Annotated in this window: 16 protein-coding genes; 7 read left to right on the top strand and 9 right to left on the bottom strand. The window is 71.8% G+C overall.

The genetic code is table 11. The features are described 5' to 3' along the window. Positions 1–6: 6 nt before the first annotated feature. Positions 7–1344 carry a M20/M25/M40 family metallo-hydrolase gene (locus JOD66_RS27405; protein WP_205126055.1) on the top strand — a complete coding sequence of 446 codons (1338 nt, stop codon included), beginning with the start codon at positions 7–9 and terminating at the stop codon, positions 1342–1344. 96 nt (positions 1345–1440) lie between these two features. Here JOD66_RS27405 and JOD66_RS27400 read toward each other — a convergent pair whose 3' ends face one another. After that, positions 1441–1674 (bottom strand): DUF5703 family protein, encoded by a 234-nt coding sequence (locus JOD66_RS27400; RefSeq protein ID WP_372442819.1) that lies wholly within the window; start codon positions 1672–1674, stop codon positions 1441–1443. After that, complete coding sequence (locus JOD66_RS27395; RefSeq protein ID WP_205126053.1) at positions 1671–2624, bottom strand: aldo/keto reductase; 954 nt, start codon at positions 2622–2624, stop codon at positions 1671–1673. The genes JOD66_RS27400 and JOD66_RS27395 overlap by 4 nt, the downstream gene beginning before the upstream one ends. 96 nt (positions 2625–2720) lie before the next feature. Here JOD66_RS27395 and JOD66_RS27390 point away from each other — a divergent pair, with 96 nt between their 5' ends. Next, on the top strand, positions 2721–3563 hold the full coding sequence (locus JOD66_RS27390; RefSeq protein WP_307823760.1) for an undecaprenyl-diphosphate phosphatase: 843 nt from the start codon (positions 2721–2723) through the stop codon (positions 3561–3563). Positions 3564–3565: 2 nt separating this feature from the next. Here JOD66_RS27390 and JOD66_RS27385 read toward each other — a convergent pair whose 3' ends face one another. Together JOD66_RS27385 and JOD66_RS27380 are read right to left on the bottom strand one after the other, a co-directional pair. After that, entirely contained in the window at positions 3566–4957 is a 1392-nt protein-coding gene (locus tag JOD66_RS27385; RefSeq protein ID WP_205126050.1) for a DHA2 family efflux MFS transporter permease subunit, read from the bottom strand. After that, positions 4954–5544, bottom strand: coding sequence for an NADPH-dependent FMN reductase (locus JOD66_RS27380; protein ID WP_205126049.1), 591 nt, complete (start codon positions 5542–5544; stop codon positions 4954–4956). The genes JOD66_RS27385 and JOD66_RS27380 overlap by 4 nt, the downstream gene beginning before the upstream one ends. Positions 5545–5631: 87 nt before the next feature. Between JOD66_RS27380 and JOD66_RS27375 the strand changes: the two genes are divergently transcribed. Continuing rightward, the gene (locus tag JOD66_RS27375) at positions 5632–6237 is read left to right on the top strand and encodes a TetR/AcrR family transcriptional regulator (protein ID WP_205126047.1); all 606 of its coding nucleotides are present in this window, start codon (positions 5632–5634) and stop codon (positions 6235–6237) included. Positions 6238–6251: 14 nt separating this feature from the next. Here JOD66_RS27375 and JOD66_RS28835 read toward each other — a convergent pair whose 3' ends face one another. The 4 genes from JOD66_RS28835 to corA all read right to left on the bottom strand — a co-directional run bounded on the left by JOD66_RS28835 (position 6252) and on the right by corA (position 8795). Further along, positions 6252–6356, bottom strand: a complete 105-nt coding sequence (locus tag JOD66_RS28835) for a CorA family divalent cation transporter (RefSeq protein WP_239545469.1) — start codon at positions 6354–6356, stop codon at positions 6252–6254. Between the two features lie 61 nt (positions 6357–6417). Next, complete coding sequence (locus tag JOD66_RS27365; RefSeq protein ID WP_205126045.1) at positions 6418–6897, bottom strand: hypothetical protein; 480 nt, start codon at positions 6895–6897, stop codon at positions 6418–6420. A gap of 217 nt (positions 6898–7114) precedes the next feature. Next, complete coding sequence (locus tag JOD66_RS27360; RefSeq protein WP_205126043.1) at positions 7115–7777, bottom strand: hypothetical protein; 663 nt, start codon at positions 7775–7777, stop codon at positions 7115–7117. Between the two features lie 37 nt (positions 7778–7814). Further along, the gene (corA, locus tag JOD66_RS27355; RefSeq protein WP_205126041.1) at positions 7815–8795 is read right to left on the bottom strand and encodes a magnesium/cobalt transporter CorA; all 981 of its coding nucleotides are present in this window, start codon (positions 8793–8795) and stop codon (positions 7815–7817) included. 29 nt (positions 8796–8824) lie between these two features. Between corA and JOD66_RS27350 the strand changes: the two genes are divergently transcribed. The 4 genes from JOD66_RS27350 to mshC are packed head-to-tail and all read left to right on the top strand — an operon-like array spanning position 8825 to position 12144. Next, positions 8825–9553 (top strand): histidine phosphatase family protein, encoded by a 729-nt coding sequence (locus tag JOD66_RS27350; protein ID WP_205126040.1) that lies wholly within the window; start codon positions 8825–8827, stop codon positions 9551–9553. Between the two features lie 20 nt (positions 9554–9573). Beyond that, positions 9574–10137, top strand: a complete 564-nt coding sequence (locus tag JOD66_RS27345; protein ID WP_205126039.1) for a DUF3090 domain-containing protein — start codon at positions 9574–9576, stop codon at positions 10135–10137. An 8-nt stretch (positions 10138–10145) separates the two neighbouring features. Beyond that, on the top strand, positions 10146–10886 hold the full coding sequence (locus JOD66_RS27340; RefSeq protein WP_307823758.1) for an SCO1664 family protein: 741 nt from the start codon (positions 10146–10148) through the stop codon (positions 10884–10886). 22 nt (positions 10887–10908) lie between these two features. Further along, positions 10909–12144 (top strand): cysteine--1-D-myo-inosityl 2-amino-2-deoxy-alpha-D-glucopyranoside ligase, encoded by a 1236-nt coding sequence (gene mshC / locus JOD66_RS27335; RefSeq protein WP_205126038.1) that lies wholly within the window; start codon positions 10909–10911, stop codon positions 12142–12144. Positions 12145–12478: 334 nt separating this feature from the next. Here the strand turns inward: mshC and JOD66_RS27330 are convergent, their stop codons facing one another. Further along, a complete protein-coding gene (locus JOD66_RS27330) occupies positions 12479–13324 on the bottom strand; it encodes a PAC2 family protein (protein WP_239545467.1) in 846 nt (281 codons plus the stop codon). Positions 13325–13384: the final 60 nt, after the last annotated feature.

The following is a 13384-nucleotide window of genomic DNA, read 5'->3' as shown; positions in this document are numbered from 1 at the left end:
GACGACATGGCCGAATCGACGACTCCCACGCCGACGTCCGAGCACGATCCCGCGGCCGAGGTCGTCGAGCTGTGTCGCGAGCTGATCCGGATCGACACCTCCAACTACGGCGGGGGCGAGGGGCCCGGCGAGCGGAAGGCGGCGGAGTACGTCGCGGGGCTGCTCGACGAGGTCGGCATCGCCGCCGAGGTGATCGAGACCAAGCCCGGCCGGGCCAACGTGGTGGCGCGCTGGGGCGGCTCCGGGGATGGGTCGGGGCGGGGTGCGCTGCTGCTGCACGGCCACCTCGACGTCGTACCAGCGGCGGCGGAGGACTGGCAGGTGGACCCGTTCGCGGGGGAGGTGCAGGACGGGTACGTGTGGGGCCGCGGCGCGGTCGACATGAAGGACTTCGACGCGATGCTGCTCTCCGTGGTCCGGGCCCGCCAGCGCGCCGGCCGGGCGCCCGAGCGCGAGGTGGTGCTCTGCTTCACCGCCGACGAGGAGGCCGGCGGCCACGACGGAGCCCAGCTCCTCGTCGAGAACCACGCCGAGTGGTTCGAAGGCTGCACCGAGGCCGTCGGCGAGGTCGGCGGCTTCAGCACGACGGTGCGCGGACGCCGGCTCTACCTGATCGAGGCCGCCGAGAAGGGCATGGCCTGGATGCGGCTCAACGCCCGCGGCCGCGCCGGCCACGGCTCCATGCTCAACGACGACAACGCCGTCACCCGGCTCGCCTCCGCGGTCGCGCGGATCGGCGCCTACGACTGGCCGGTCCGGCTCACCCCGACCATGCGGACCCTGCTCGCCACCGTCGGCGAGCTCGCCGGCGTCGAGGCCACCCCCGAGAACGCGCCCACGCTGGTCGAGGAGTTCGGCGGTGCCGCCCGGATGCTCGGCGCGGTACTGCGCAACTCGACCAACCCGACGATGCTGTCCGCGGGCTACAAGGTGAACGTCATCCCCACCGACGCCACCGCCCACGTCGACGGCCGCTTCCTGCCCGGCTACGAGGACGAGTTCTTCGCCACCCTCGCCGAGCTCACCGGTGAGGGCGTCGACATCGACTTCGTCTCGCGCCAGGCGCCCTGGGAGACGCCGTACGACGGCGCGTTGGTCGACGCGATGACCCGCAGCCTGCTCGCCGAGGACCCCGAGGCGCTGGTCGCGCCGTACCTGATGAGCGGAGGGACCGACGCCAAGCACTTCACCAAGCTCGGGATGCGGTCCTTCGGGTTCGCGCCGCTCCGGCTGCCCGAGGACCTGGACTTCACCGCTCTCTTCCACGGGGTGGACGAGCGGGTGCCGGTGGAGGGATTGGAGTTCGGGGCGAGGGTGATGGATCGGTTCGTCGAACTGGTCTGACCACCTGGCCTCTTGACCACCTGACCGGCTGCGGTTTGGGACCAAACCGTGTGTTCAGGGCCCGAATTGTTGCGGTTTGGGACCAAACCGCAACAGTCACGCAGTCCGCACAGCCCGGATGATCTTCCGCCGCAGCACGACCCGCCGCCGCCCATCCGGCCCGATCTGCACCCGATCGAGCTCCCACCCACCATGCTCGGCCCGCTCGACGAGCAGCTTGGCGACCATGTTCCGCGAGAACCCGCGGTCGAAGGTGACTCGCTCGAACTCCCACTCGACGCCGCGACCCAGGCCGCGCATCACGCCGGGTCGGAGCAGGGAGACGTTCATGCGGCACCTCCGGAGACGTCGTCGAGCGCGGCCCGGATCTCGGGTGGCAACGTCTTCGCCTCCGAGCCGAGCGCCCCGGCGAGCTGGGCGGCGGTCCGGGCGCCGACGACCGGCGCGGTGACGCCGGGGGAGTCGCGCACCCAGACCAGGGCGACTTCGAGCGGGGTCCAGCCGAGGCCGTCGGCGGCGCGGGCGACGGCTTCGACGATGCCGCGGCTGTGGTCGTCGAGGTAGGCGTCGACGAAGCCGGCGAAGACGGGCGACGCGGCGCGGGAGTCCGACGGGGTGCCGGTGCGGTACTTGCCGGTCAGTACGCCGCGCCCCAGTGGTGACCAGGGGAACAGGCCGAGGCCGAGCGCCTCGATCGCGGGCAGCACCTCGCGCTCGATGCGGCGGTTGACCAGGGAGTACTCCATCTGGGTGGACGCGATCCGCGCCCGCCCGGCGGCGGCCTCCTGGAGGGTCACCGCCCGTGCGGTCTGCCAGCCGTTGAAGTTCGAGATCCCGACGTACGTCGCCCGGCCGCTGCTCACCGCGAGGTCGAGCGCGCCCAGGGTCTCCTCGAGCGGGACGTCGTCGCTCCAGATGTGGACCTGCCACAGGTCGACGTGGTCGGTGCCGAGGCGCTTCAGCGAGGTGTCGAGGCCGCGCAGCATGGCGCCGCGCGAGGTGTCGGTGAGCCGGTCGGTGCCGCGCCGCCAGATGCCGGCCTTGGTCGCCAGGACCAGGTCGTCGCGGCGGACGACGTCGCCGATCAGGGAGCCGAGGAGGGCCTCGGAGCGGCCGTCGGTGTAGCCGGCGGCGGTGTCGATCGTCGTACCGCCGGCCTCGACGAAGGCGGTCAGCTGGTCCCGCGCCTCGTGCTCGTCGGTGTCCTTGCCCCACGTCATCGTGCCGAGGGCGAGCCGCGAGACCTGGAGGCCGCTGGCGCCGACGTACCGCTGCTGCATGGGGCACAAGGTATCGGCCCGGCCGAGCGGGACGCGCCGGGCACGCCGGGCGCGCCGATGACGGTCGTCACCGGAGTGTCCCTAGGATGGCCCCTCGTGGCGGACTTCCTGCAGGCAGTGTTCCTCGGCGTACTCCAGGGGCTGACCGAGTTCCTCCCGATCTCCAGCAGCGCCCACCTGCGGATCTTCCCCGAGCTCTTCGGCTGGGGCGACCCGGGCGCCGCCTTCACCGCGGTGATCCAGATCGGCACCGAGCTGGCCGTGCTGGTGTACTTCCGCAAGGACATCTGGCGCATTGCCCGAGCGTGGGTGCTCTCGCTGTTCAAGCCGGAGTACCGCGGCGCGCTCGACGCCCGGATGGGCTGGTACATCATCGTCGGCTCGCTGCCGATCGTGATCCTCGGCGTGCTGCTGAAGGACGTCATCGAGCGCGACTTCCGCAATCTGTGGATCATCGGCTGCACCCTGATCGTGCTCGGCCTGGTGCTCGGCCTCGCCGACCGGGTCGGCAGGAACGAGAAGGCGATGAAGCAGATGCGCCTGCGCGACGCCGCGCTGATGGGCGGTGCCCAGGCCCTCGCCCTGGTCCCCGGCGTGTCCCGCTCCGGCGCCACCCTGTCCATGGGCCGCTTCCTCGGCTACGAGCGCGAGGCCGCGACCCGGTTCGCCTTCCTGTTGGCCATCCCGGCCGTCGTCGGCGCCGGGGTGTTCGAGCTGAAGGAGATCGGCAACGTCGGGGTCGCCCACGCCGGCGAGGCCAACTACGGCTGGGCTCCGACGGCGGTGGCCACCGTGGTCTCCTTCGTCGTCGGGTACGCCGCCATCGCCTGGCTGCTGAAGTGGGTCACCACCAAGTCCTACACGCCGTTCGTCGTCTACCGGGTCGTGCTCGGCGCGGCGGTGCTGGTGTTTCTCGCCACCGGCGTGCTGACGGCCTAGGGTCACCCGGCCCGCGGGGGGCCGGCTCGTTGCACGCGGGTCAGCAGGAGCGCCCCGACCACCGACAGGGCGGCCGCGCCGAGCTGCCAGGCGAAGGCGTGGCGCAGGGCCACGGCGGGTCCTGCGGCCAGGTCGCGGTCGATGACCACCACGAAGATCGCCGCGCCGAGCGCTCCGCCGATGCGGTTGACGATGTTGACCTGGACGGCCGCGTCGGCGAGCCGGTGCGGGGGCACGGCCGCGTACGCCGCGACGGTGAGCGGTACGGCGAGCAGCGCGGTCCCCGCCCCCTGCAGCAGGAGCAGCAGCTGGATGACGAGGATCGGCTGGTCCACCCCGACGCTCACCAGCTCGATCGAGACCGCCAGGTCGAGCAGGCCGCCGGCGAGTGCCACCCGGCCGCCGCCGTACCGGTCGACGAGGCGGCCGGCCCGCGGCAGGGTGAGGGCGGTGCCGAGGCCGAGCGCGAAGGTCAGGAGTCCGGTGGTCAGCACGTCCTCGTGGCGGGCGAGCTGGAAGTAGAGCGGGTAGAGCAGGGTCGAGCCGAAGATCAGCACCCCGGCCACCGCCATCGTGGCGCCGGCCGCGCGGAACGCCGGGATCCGCAACAGGCCGAGGTCGAGCAGCGGTTCCGGGCGGAACCGGCTCCGTACGACGTACAGCGCGAGGGCGGCGAGGCCGATGACGAGGATCGGCACGGGGTGGAAGCCGCCGGCGCCGAGAGCGGTGAGGCCGTACACGGTGCACGGCAGGCCGATGCTGAGCGCGGCGAGGCCGACGCCGTCGAGCGGCGTGCCGGCGCTGCCGGGCGGCGTGGGGAGCAGTCGCCGCGCCGCCAGCAGGACCACTGCTCCGATCGGCAGGTTGACCAGGAACAGCCAGCGCCAGCCGAGGTCGTCGAGGAGCAGGCCGCCGAGGACCGGTCCGAGGGCCGGGGCGAGCGCGACGGCCATGCCGAGGCGGGACATCACCCGACCCAGGCGTCCGGGTCCGACCGCGCGGCCGAGGATGGTCTGGCCGGCGGGCACGAGCAGGCCGGCGGCGAGTCCCTGGAGGACGCGGGCGGCGACCAGCAGCTCCAGGCTGGGTGCGGCCGCGCAGAGCCCGGAGGCGACGGTGAACGCCGCCAGCGCGCCCAGCCACAGCCGGCCGGTGCCGAGCCGGTCGCCGAGCCAGCCGCACACGGGCAGCGAGACCGCGAGCGCGATCAGGTAGCTGGTCGAGACCCACTGCGCCGCGGCCAGCGTGACGTCGTACTCGAGCTGGATGGTGCGCAGCGCGACGTGCACCACCGAGGTGTCGAGCCCGGTGGCGAAGGCGCCGCACGCGATCAGCCACGCCAGCCGCCACACCTCGCGCGGGATCTCCGTCTCGGTCGCCTCGACCGTGGTCATCGCACAGCCGGCGCGGAGCGCAGCGGCGCGAGCGCGGTCGACCACGCCACGACCTCGTCGAGCAGGGTGGCCAGGTCGCGCTCGTGGTGCTCGGCGGGCCGGTAGCTGCCGGGCTCGGTCGGGTCGACGATCTCGAAGTCGGTCATCAGGTTGACCGCGACCTGCTGGCGGACCGTCGCGACGTGCAGCTCGGCCAGCACCAGGCGCAGGCTCTCGGCGGCGCGGTAGCCGCCCTGGATGCCGTACGTCACGAAGCCTGCGGCCTTGTGCGCCCACTCGTCGAAGAGGAAGTCGATCGCATTCTTGAGGCCGCCGGGCTCGGCGTGGTTGTACTCCGGCGTGATGAAGACGAAGCCGTCGCACGCCCCGACGGCGGCCGACCACCGCCGGGTGTGCTCGTGGTCGTAGCGCCCCCACTTCGCCGGGAGCGGCTCGTCGAGGACGGGGAGGCCGAACTCCAGGAGGTCGAGCCCGACGTACCCCACGCCGTCGTCGCGGGCGGCTGCCCGCCGGGCGACCCACTCGCCGATGAGGTGGCCGCGGCGGCCGGGCCGGGTGCTGCCGAGAACGAGTCCGATGGTGGTCATGTCTGTCTCCCAATGTGCAACGTACGTTGTAGTTCTGGTCGTCAACCAAAGTACAACGTTCGGTGCAAATTGGTAGGATCCCGTCCCATGAGCCCCCGAGCCGCCAAGCGTCAGGACCTCCTGGCCGGGGGCCTGACGCTGTTCGCCCGCGACGGCTACACCCGGGCCAGCGTCGACGCGATCGCCGAGCAGGCCGGCGTGTCGACCCGCACCCTCTACAACCACTTCGGCGACAAGGCGGGGCTCTTCCAGGCGGTGATCGCGGCCAGCTCGGCCGAGGTGGCCGATCGGCACATCGCGATCATCGAGCGCCACCTGGGCGACGTGAGCGAGCTGGAGCCGGCGCTGGTCGCGCTCGGGCTCGACTGGGGCCGCCGGAGCGCCGAGGACCTGTCCGAGCACTGGGCCCTGGTCCGCCAGGTCAGCGCCGAACGCGACCACATCCCCGAGGCCGCGCTCCGCGCCTGGCGCGAGGCCGGCCCGCTCGCCGTACGCCGGGCCCTGGCGGCGCGCCTCGCCGAGCTCGCCCCCCGGTTCGGCCTCGACCTCCCCGACCCCGAGCTGGCCGCCCGGCACCTGCTGCAGCTGATCGCCGCCGACGACTTCCCCGGCGGCGCCGGCTCACCCGCCCACGAGGCGGTCGTTCGCACCGGGGCGCGGGTGTTCCTGCGGGGCTATGCCGGCGAGGGGTGAGTGCGCGTGGCCGCTCAGAACCACCCCGACCTCTTGAAGAAGATCCACAGCCCCGCCATCGTCGAGGCCATCAGCAGCAGCGCGAACGGGTACCCGAACGACCAGTCCAGCTCGGGCATGTGGCGGAAGTTGTCGCGGTGTTGTTCCCGACAGGCGCTGACGGGGAGCGGGCGGGACCACTCAGGCCAGTCGCTGTCCATAGGCGATCAGGCGCGCCCTGCTCGGTGAGGCGACGACTGCGACCTCACCATCGTGCGGCAGCTCGATTGCTATCTCGACCTTCTGTCCTTCCAACGCCGAACGGCGTCCCGCTAGTGATGCGGGAACGCGGAAAGCGGGCGCTGGACGCTCCCGGAACTGGAAGCAGCCCAGGCCACCACCCGCGAGACCCTGAGCCCGCAGGTGGACGCCGACACCTCGCGCCTCGACTGGCGTGACGAGGAGATCGAACGAGTGGTGACGAACGAGACGTGGCCGGGCCACGTCGTTGGGGCCGACGCTCACTACCGCCTCGTGCCAGTCAGAGTCGCCGTCCCACGTCTCGATCAGCACGAAGGGAAACTCGGGATCGAGCGCACCGAGCAACTCGTCGGCGTGACCCGGGTTGACCGAGACGCACCACAGGCCGTCGGCCTGCTGATAGGGCTCAGACAGATCCACGACGGCAGCGTAGCTGCCTCTGGTGGTCGGGCAACTGCAGCAGTGAGGCGACGTCGCCAGCGGACTACAGCCAGCCTGACCGTCTGAAGAACCAGAACAAGCCACCCGTCGAAGCCCCCTTCAAGGCGATGGCGAACCAGAACCCATGGGCCGAGTTCTGGGAGGGCCTTGGGTGAGAGTTCTTCGAGCACCATGCCCGTCGTTCTTTGTTCGCAGGTCAGGCAGTGGACCAAGCGTCGACGGTGGACTCGATCCAGGTGGTCAGGTCCGGCGCCGCATCGATCGTCATGAGCGAGTACGGCGGACTTCCAGCCAGTGCTGTCACCCCGTCGAAGGCATGATCGGGGGCGAACAACAGCACGGCGCCACTGCCGCGATGAGCGAGGGTCAAGTTCCCGTTGGCCTCGACGGCAACGGCGTAGAAGTCGTCGGGGTCTACGGGGAGCTCCAGGCCGTCGTCCGTCCACAGCCACGAGTAGTCGGTCAGCACCGCGGCCACAGACAATCCCGCGGCCGACAACGTCAGCACCTCGTTCTGGTTGTTCCACCAGCACGGAGGCTCACCGAAGAACTCCACGATCCCGCCGATGCGCTCCAGCAGCCTGAGGTGGTCAGGATGGAGTCGACCGGGTAGGGGCGACTTCTCAGGCGGGAGACAGAGCCAGCCCCGGCGGTGCTCTGGTGGTCCCCAGGCAAGCAGTTCGTAGGACCGGTCGTCTCGAACGACCGGCGTCACGGTCGCGGACTCCAGAAGGCGGCTCATCCCCGGGAGGGTCAGCACCGAGCCGCGGGACCATCGCGACGGCGCGCCCACGCGGATCTGCCTACTGCCGTCGGCGAACCACGTCACCTCTCGAACGAACTGGTCCCAGTCGGTCACGAGGCGAGCATCTCACTCCGAGGCCGGGCCAACGGGTTCAGAACCAGCCCGACCTCTTGAAGAAGATCCACAGCCCCGCCATCGTCGACGCCATCAGCAGCAGCGCGAACGGGTACCCGAACGACCAGTCCAGCTCGGGCATGTGGCGGAAGTTCATGCCGTAGACCCCCGCGATCAGCGTCGGCACGACGACCAGCGCCGCGCCCGCCGAGATCTTGCGCATGTCGTCGTTCTGCTGCATGGCGATCCGGGACACGTGCGCGTCGAACGCCGACGACAGCAGCAGGTCGAGGGTGTCGATCTCCTCCGCGGCCTGGGCGAGGTGGTCGCTGACGTCGCGGAAGAAGGGCGCGGCCTCGGCCTCGACGAGGTCGACGGCGCCGGTGGCGAAGCGGCGCATCGGCTCGCGCAGGGGCAGCACGGCGCGGCGTACCTCGGAGAGCTCGCGCTTGAGGATGTAGATCCGGTCGCCGTCCTGGGTGCGCTTGTCGGAGAAGACCGATGCCTCGACCTCGTCGACGTCGACCTGCAGCTCCGCGACGACCGCGGTGTAGCCGTCGACGACGGCGTCGCAGACGGCGTAGATCACGGCCGAGGGGCCGTGGTCGAGGACGGCCTGCTTCTTCTCCAGGTCGTGGCGGGCGTCGCTGAGCGCCGATCCGCGGCCGTGGCGGACGGTGATCACGAAGTCGGCGCCGATGAAGACGTTGATCTCGCCGGTCTCGACGGCGTCGTCCTCGTCGACGTACCAGAGCGTCTTGAGGACCAGGAACAGGCTGTTGTCGTAGCGCTCCAGCTTGGGGCGCTGGTGGGCGACGACCGCGTCCTCGACGGCGAGCGGGTGCAGGTCGAAGGCCTTCGCGATCTCGCCGAGCTCGATGTGGCTGGGCTCGTACAGCCCGACCCAGACGAAGTCGTGCTCCGCGCTGGCCGCCGCCCGCAGCGCGGCGTAGTCGTGGAGATGGCAGTCCACCGGGAGGCGGACGCCCTGGCGGTAGACGGCGCTGTCGACGATCACGCGCCAACGCTATGGCTAGGCTCCCCGCCATGGCCACCTTGCTGCTCGTCCGCCACGGCCGGACCACCGCGAACGCCTCCGGCCTGCTCGCGGGCCGTACGCCGGGCGTCCGGCTCGACGAGCTCGGCATCGAGCAGGCAGCGCGGGCCGGCGGCCGGATCGGGACGGTCCCGCTGGCGGCGTTGGTGACCAGTCCGCAGGAGCGCTGCAAGCAGACCGCGAAGGCGATCGCGGTCGCCCAGCGCGAGCGCGGGCACGCCGTGACGAGGGCGGTCACGGAGAAGGGGCTCGCCGAGTGCGACTACGGCGAGTGGCAGGGCCGGGCGATCAAGGAGCTGCTGCGCGAGCCGCTGTGGCAGACCGTCCAGCGCCAGCCCTCGGCGGCGGTGTTCCCCGGCGGCGAGTCGATGGTCGCGATGCAGCACCGGGCCGTGGCCGCCGTACGACGCATCGACGCCGCCGTCACCGAGGAGCACGGCCCGGGTGCGGTCTGGGTGGCGGTGAGCCACGGCGACATCATCAAGTCGGTGCTCGCCGACGCCCTGGGCATGCACCTGGACCTCTTCCAGCGGATCAACGTCGACCCGGCCTCGGTGTCGGTGGTCAGGTACGCCCCCGACCGGCCCTACGTCCTCGCCAGCAACACCCACGACGGCGACCTGTCCTGGCTGGCCCCGAAGCCGGGCCGCAAGCGGCGGGCGAAGGCCGAGGGCGCCGTGGTCGGCGGCGGCGCGGGTCCTGGCTCGGCGGACCACTAGTGGACCACTAGGCTCGGAGCATGCCGATCGTCCACGGATTCGACCCGCCCGAGCGCTTCGTCGCCGGCACCGTCGGCGAGCCCGGCAGTCGCACCTTCTTCCTGCAGGCCCGGGCCGGCGCCCGGCTGGTGTCGGTCGCGCTGGAGAAGCAGCAGGTCATCGCGCTCGCGGAGCGGATCGACGAGCTGCTCGACGAGGTGATCGCCGACGGGCGCACCCAGGGCGTCGTCCCGGCGATGGCGCCGTTCGGGCTCGCCGACGACCAGCCGCTGGAGCTGCCGATCGAGGAGGAGTTCCGCGCCGGCACCATGACCCTGTCGTGGGACCCCGACGACGAGCGGGTCGTGGTCGAGGTGTTCCCGGTCGGCGAGGAGCCGGTCGAGCTCACCGACGGCGAGGACCCGGCCGAGCTGCTGCTGGTCCGCCTGGAGCCTGGCCAGGCCCGGGCGTTCGTCCGCCGGGCCGAGAACGTCGTCGGCGCCGGCCGCCCGACCTGCCCGTTCTGCGGCCAGCCGATCGACCCCGACGGGCACCTGTGCGTGCGCGCCAACGGGTTCAAGCGGCGCGAGCCCACCGAGCAGTGATCCTGCCGGTGAGCCTGGAGATCCGCGGCCGGATCATGCCGGCCTCGAATGCCACCTTCCTCGCCGAGCTCGACGGACGCGAGGTCGTCTACAAGCCGGTCGCGGGGGAGCGGCCGCTCTGGGACTTCCCCGACGGCACCCTCGCCGACCGCGAGATCGCGGCGTACGCAGTCTCCGAGGCCACCGGCTGGGGCCTGGTGCCGCGTACCTGGTGGGGCGAGGGACCCCACGGCCCGGGCATGGTGCAGGAGTGGCAGGAGGTCGACCCCGACGACGACGCGGTCACCCTGGTCCGCTCCGGCGAGGTGCCCGACGGCTGGCTGGAGGTGGTCGAGGGGCTCGACGAGCGCGACCACCCGGTGACCCTGGTCCACGAGGACTCGGCGGCGCTGCGCCGGCTCGCGGTCTACGACGTCCTGGTCAACAACGCCGACCGCAAGGGCGGGCATGTACTCGCGATGCCCGGCGGCCACCGCTACGGCGTCGACCACGGCGTCGCCTTCCACCACGAGCCGAAGCTGCGCACCGTGCTGTGGGGCTGGGCGGGGCTGCCGCTCACCTCCGAGGAGACCGAGGTCGTCACCGCGGTGCTGGCCGCGGTCCGGGGCGAGCTCGGCGAACGGCTGGCCACCCACCTCGCCGAGCACGAGATCCGCGCGTTGGAGCGGCGTACCGAACGACTGCTCGCCGCGGGCGTGCTGCCGGGCCCGTCGGGGAGCTGGCCGGCGATCCCGTGGCCGCCCTTCTAGAGCCAACCCCTAACATCAAGGCATGCGCGCATGGAACGCACCGGGCCTCCCGGTGCTCCCGGTCACCGGCCCCCAGGTCGTCCTCCACGACACCGCGACGGGCGGCAAGGTCGAGAGCCGCCCCGACGGCGCCGCGCGCCTGTACGTCTGCGGGATCACCCCCTACGACGCCACGCACATCGGCCACGCCAACACCTACGTCGCCTTCGACCTACTCAACCGCGCGTGGCGCAACGCCGGACACGACGTCCGCTACGTCCAGAACGTCACCGACGTCGACGACCCGCTGCTCGAGCGGGCCGACAAGGTCGGCGTCGACTGGGTCGAGCTGGCGGAGCGCGAGACCGAGCTGTTCCGCAAGGACATGGAGGCACTGCGGGTGCTCCCGCCGGTCGAGTACGTCGGCGCGGTCGAGTCGATCCCGCTCGTCATCGAGCTGATCGAGCGGCTCGAGGCCGCGGGCTCGATCTACCGGGTCGACCAGGACCTCTACTTCTCCGTCGCCGCCGACCCCGCCTTCGGCGCGGAGTCCAACTACGACCGCGACACGATGCTCCGCTTCTTCGCCGAGCGCGGCGGCGACCCCGACCGCGACGGCAAGAAGGACCCGCTCGACTGCGTCGTGTGGCGCGGCGAGCGCGAGGGCGAGCCGTCCTGGGACAGCCCGTTCGGCCCCGGCCGGCCCGGCTGGCACATCGAGTGCGCGGCGATCGCGCTGCAGCACCTCGGTGGCGCCTTCGAGGTCCAGGCCGGCGGGAGCGACCTGGTCTTCCCGCACCACGAGATGTGCGCGGGGCACGTCCAGGTGGCGACGGGCGAGCCGTTCGCGAAGGTGTACTCGCACGCCGGGATGGTCGCCTACGACGGCCAGAAGATGTCGAAGTCGCTCGGCAACCTGGTCTTCGTCTCCGCGCTGCGCAACAGCGACATCGACCCGATGGCGATCCGGCTCGCCCTGCTCCGCCACCACTACCGCACCGACTGGGAGTGGACCGACGCCCAGCTGTGGCAGGCCGTCGACGACGTCGCCGCCTGGCGCCGGGCGCTCGCGCTCGGTGCGGGGGCGCCGGCCGCGCCGGTGGTCGAGGAGATCCTCGCGGCGCTGGCCGACGACCTCGACGCGCCGCGGGCCACCGCCGCCGTCGACGCCTGGGTCCGGGCCACGCTCGGCACCGACGGGCTCGCCGACACCGGTGACGCCGAGGCGGCCGTCACGCTGCTGCCCGTGCTGGACGCGGCGCTCGGGCTCGCGCTGTAGCGGGCGCCGTACGGGGGTTGGTCGGTCCTGGTTGGTCGGTCCTGGCGGGTCGGTCGGGTGATCGGCGGGCCGGTTGAGGTGGTCTGACCAGTTCACGTTTGGGCGGAAACTGCAGGTCGAGGGCGCCGAATGTTGCGGTTTGGGACCAAACCGCAAGCGGGCTGCTCGGTCGCCGGCCGGCGTGGAGCTCCTGTCGGAACGGGCGCGGGGGCCGTCGTCCACCGAGCGGCAGCTGGTCAGACCACCTCGGGTTTGGGCGGAAACCGCAGCTGGAGGGCGCCAAAAGTTGCGGTTTGGGACCAAACCGCAACGGCGTGGCTCAGCCCGAGGCTGACTAGGACTCCTCGCCCCGCCGCTTGAGATACCGCTCGAACTCCCGGGCGATCGCCTCGCCGGACGCCTCGGGGAGGTCGGCGGTGTCGCGCGACTCCTCCAGCGAGCGGACGTAGTCGGCGATGTCCTCGTCCTCCTCGGCCAGCTCGTCGACCCCGCGCTCCCAGGCCCGCGCCTCGTCGGGCAGGTCGCCGAGGGGCATCGGGATCTCGAGCAGGTCCTCGAGCCGGGTGAGCAGCGCCAAGGTGGCCTTGGGGCACGGCGGCTGGGCGACGTAGTGGGGGACCGCGGCCCAGTAGGACACCGCGGGGATGTCGACCCGGGCGCAGGCGTCTTGGAGCACCCCGACGATCCCGGTCGGTCCCTCGTACGTCGACTGCTCGAGGACCAGCCGGTCCATCAGGTCCGCCTCGGTGGTGGAGCCGGACACCGGGATCGGCCGCGTGTGGGGGCTGTCGGAGAGCAGGGCGCCGAGGGTGACGAACAGCTCGCCGCCGAGGTCGTCGATGGTGGCGAGGATCTCGGCGGTGAACTGGCGCCAGCGCATGTTGGGCTCGATCCCGCGGACCAGGATCACGTCGCGGTCCAGGTCCGGGGGAGAGGCGACCGCGATGTGGGTGCTGGGCCAGGTCAGCTTGCGGAAGCCGTTCTCGTCGATGCCGACGGTGGGCCGGTTGACCTGGAAGTCGTAGAACTCCTCCGGGTCGATCGCCGCGACGACCCGGGCGTCCCACGCCTTCATCAGGTGGTCGACCACCGCGGTCGCCGACTCGGCGGCGTCGTTCCATCCCTCGAACGCCGCGATCACCACGGGCCGGACCAGCTCGGGGACCGTCTCGATCTCCATCACTCTCCTGAGCCTAGTCGCGGACCCGAGTAGGATCGGCACCAACCGAGAGGCGTTGCA

The sequence above is a fragment of the Nocardioides nitrophenolicus genome (genome assembly GCF_016907515.1).
GTDB lineage: Bacteria > Actinomycetota > Actinomycetes > Propionibacteriales > Nocardioidaceae > Nocardioides > Nocardioides nitrophenolicus.
Note: the sequence above shows the minus strand (reverse complement) of the source record. Positions and strands in the feature narration are given on the sequence as shown.

Coding starts and splice junctions, on each gene's coding strand:
- JOD66_RS27405 (WP_205126055.1), top strand. CDS start 7: ATGGCCGAATCGACGACTCCCACGCCGACGTCCGAGCACGATCCCGCG.
- JOD66_RS27400 (WP_372442819.1), bottom strand. CDS start 1,674: ATGAACGTCTCCCTGCTCCGACCCGGCGTGATGCGCGGCCTGGGTCGC.
- JOD66_RS27395 (WP_205126053.1), bottom strand. CDS start 2,624: ATGCAGCAGCGGTACGTCGGCGCCAGCGGCCTCCAGGTCTCGCGGCTC.
- JOD66_RS27385 (WP_205126050.1), bottom strand. CDS start 4,957: ATGACCACGGTCGAGGCGACCGAGACGGAGATCCCGCGCGAGGTGTGG.
- JOD66_RS27380 (WP_205126049.1), bottom strand. CDS start 5,544: ATGACCACCATCGGACTCGTTCTCGGCAGCACCCGGCCCGGCCGCCGC.
- JOD66_RS27375 (WP_205126047.1), top strand. CDS start 5,632: ATGAGCCCCCGAGCCGCCAAGCGTCAGGACCTCCTGGCCGGGGGCCTG.
- JOD66_RS28835 (WP_239545469.1), bottom strand. CDS start 6,356: ATGCCCGAGCTGGACTGGTCGTTCGGGTACCCGTTCGCGCTGCTGCTG.
- JOD66_RS27350 (WP_205126040.1), top strand. CDS start 8,825: ATGGCCACCTTGCTGCTCGTCCGCCACGGCCGGACCACCGCGAACGCC.
- JOD66_RS27345 (WP_205126039.1), top strand. CDS start 9,574: ATGCCGATCGTCCACGGATTCGACCCGCCCGAGCGCTTCGTCGCCGGC.
- mshC (WP_205126038.1), top strand. CDS start 10,909: ATGCGCGCATGGAACGCACCGGGCCTCCCGGTGCTCCCGGTCACCGGC.
- JOD66_RS27330 (WP_239545467.1), bottom strand. CDS start 13,324: ATGGAGATCGAGACGGTCCCCGAGCTGGTCCGGCCCGTGGTGATCGCG.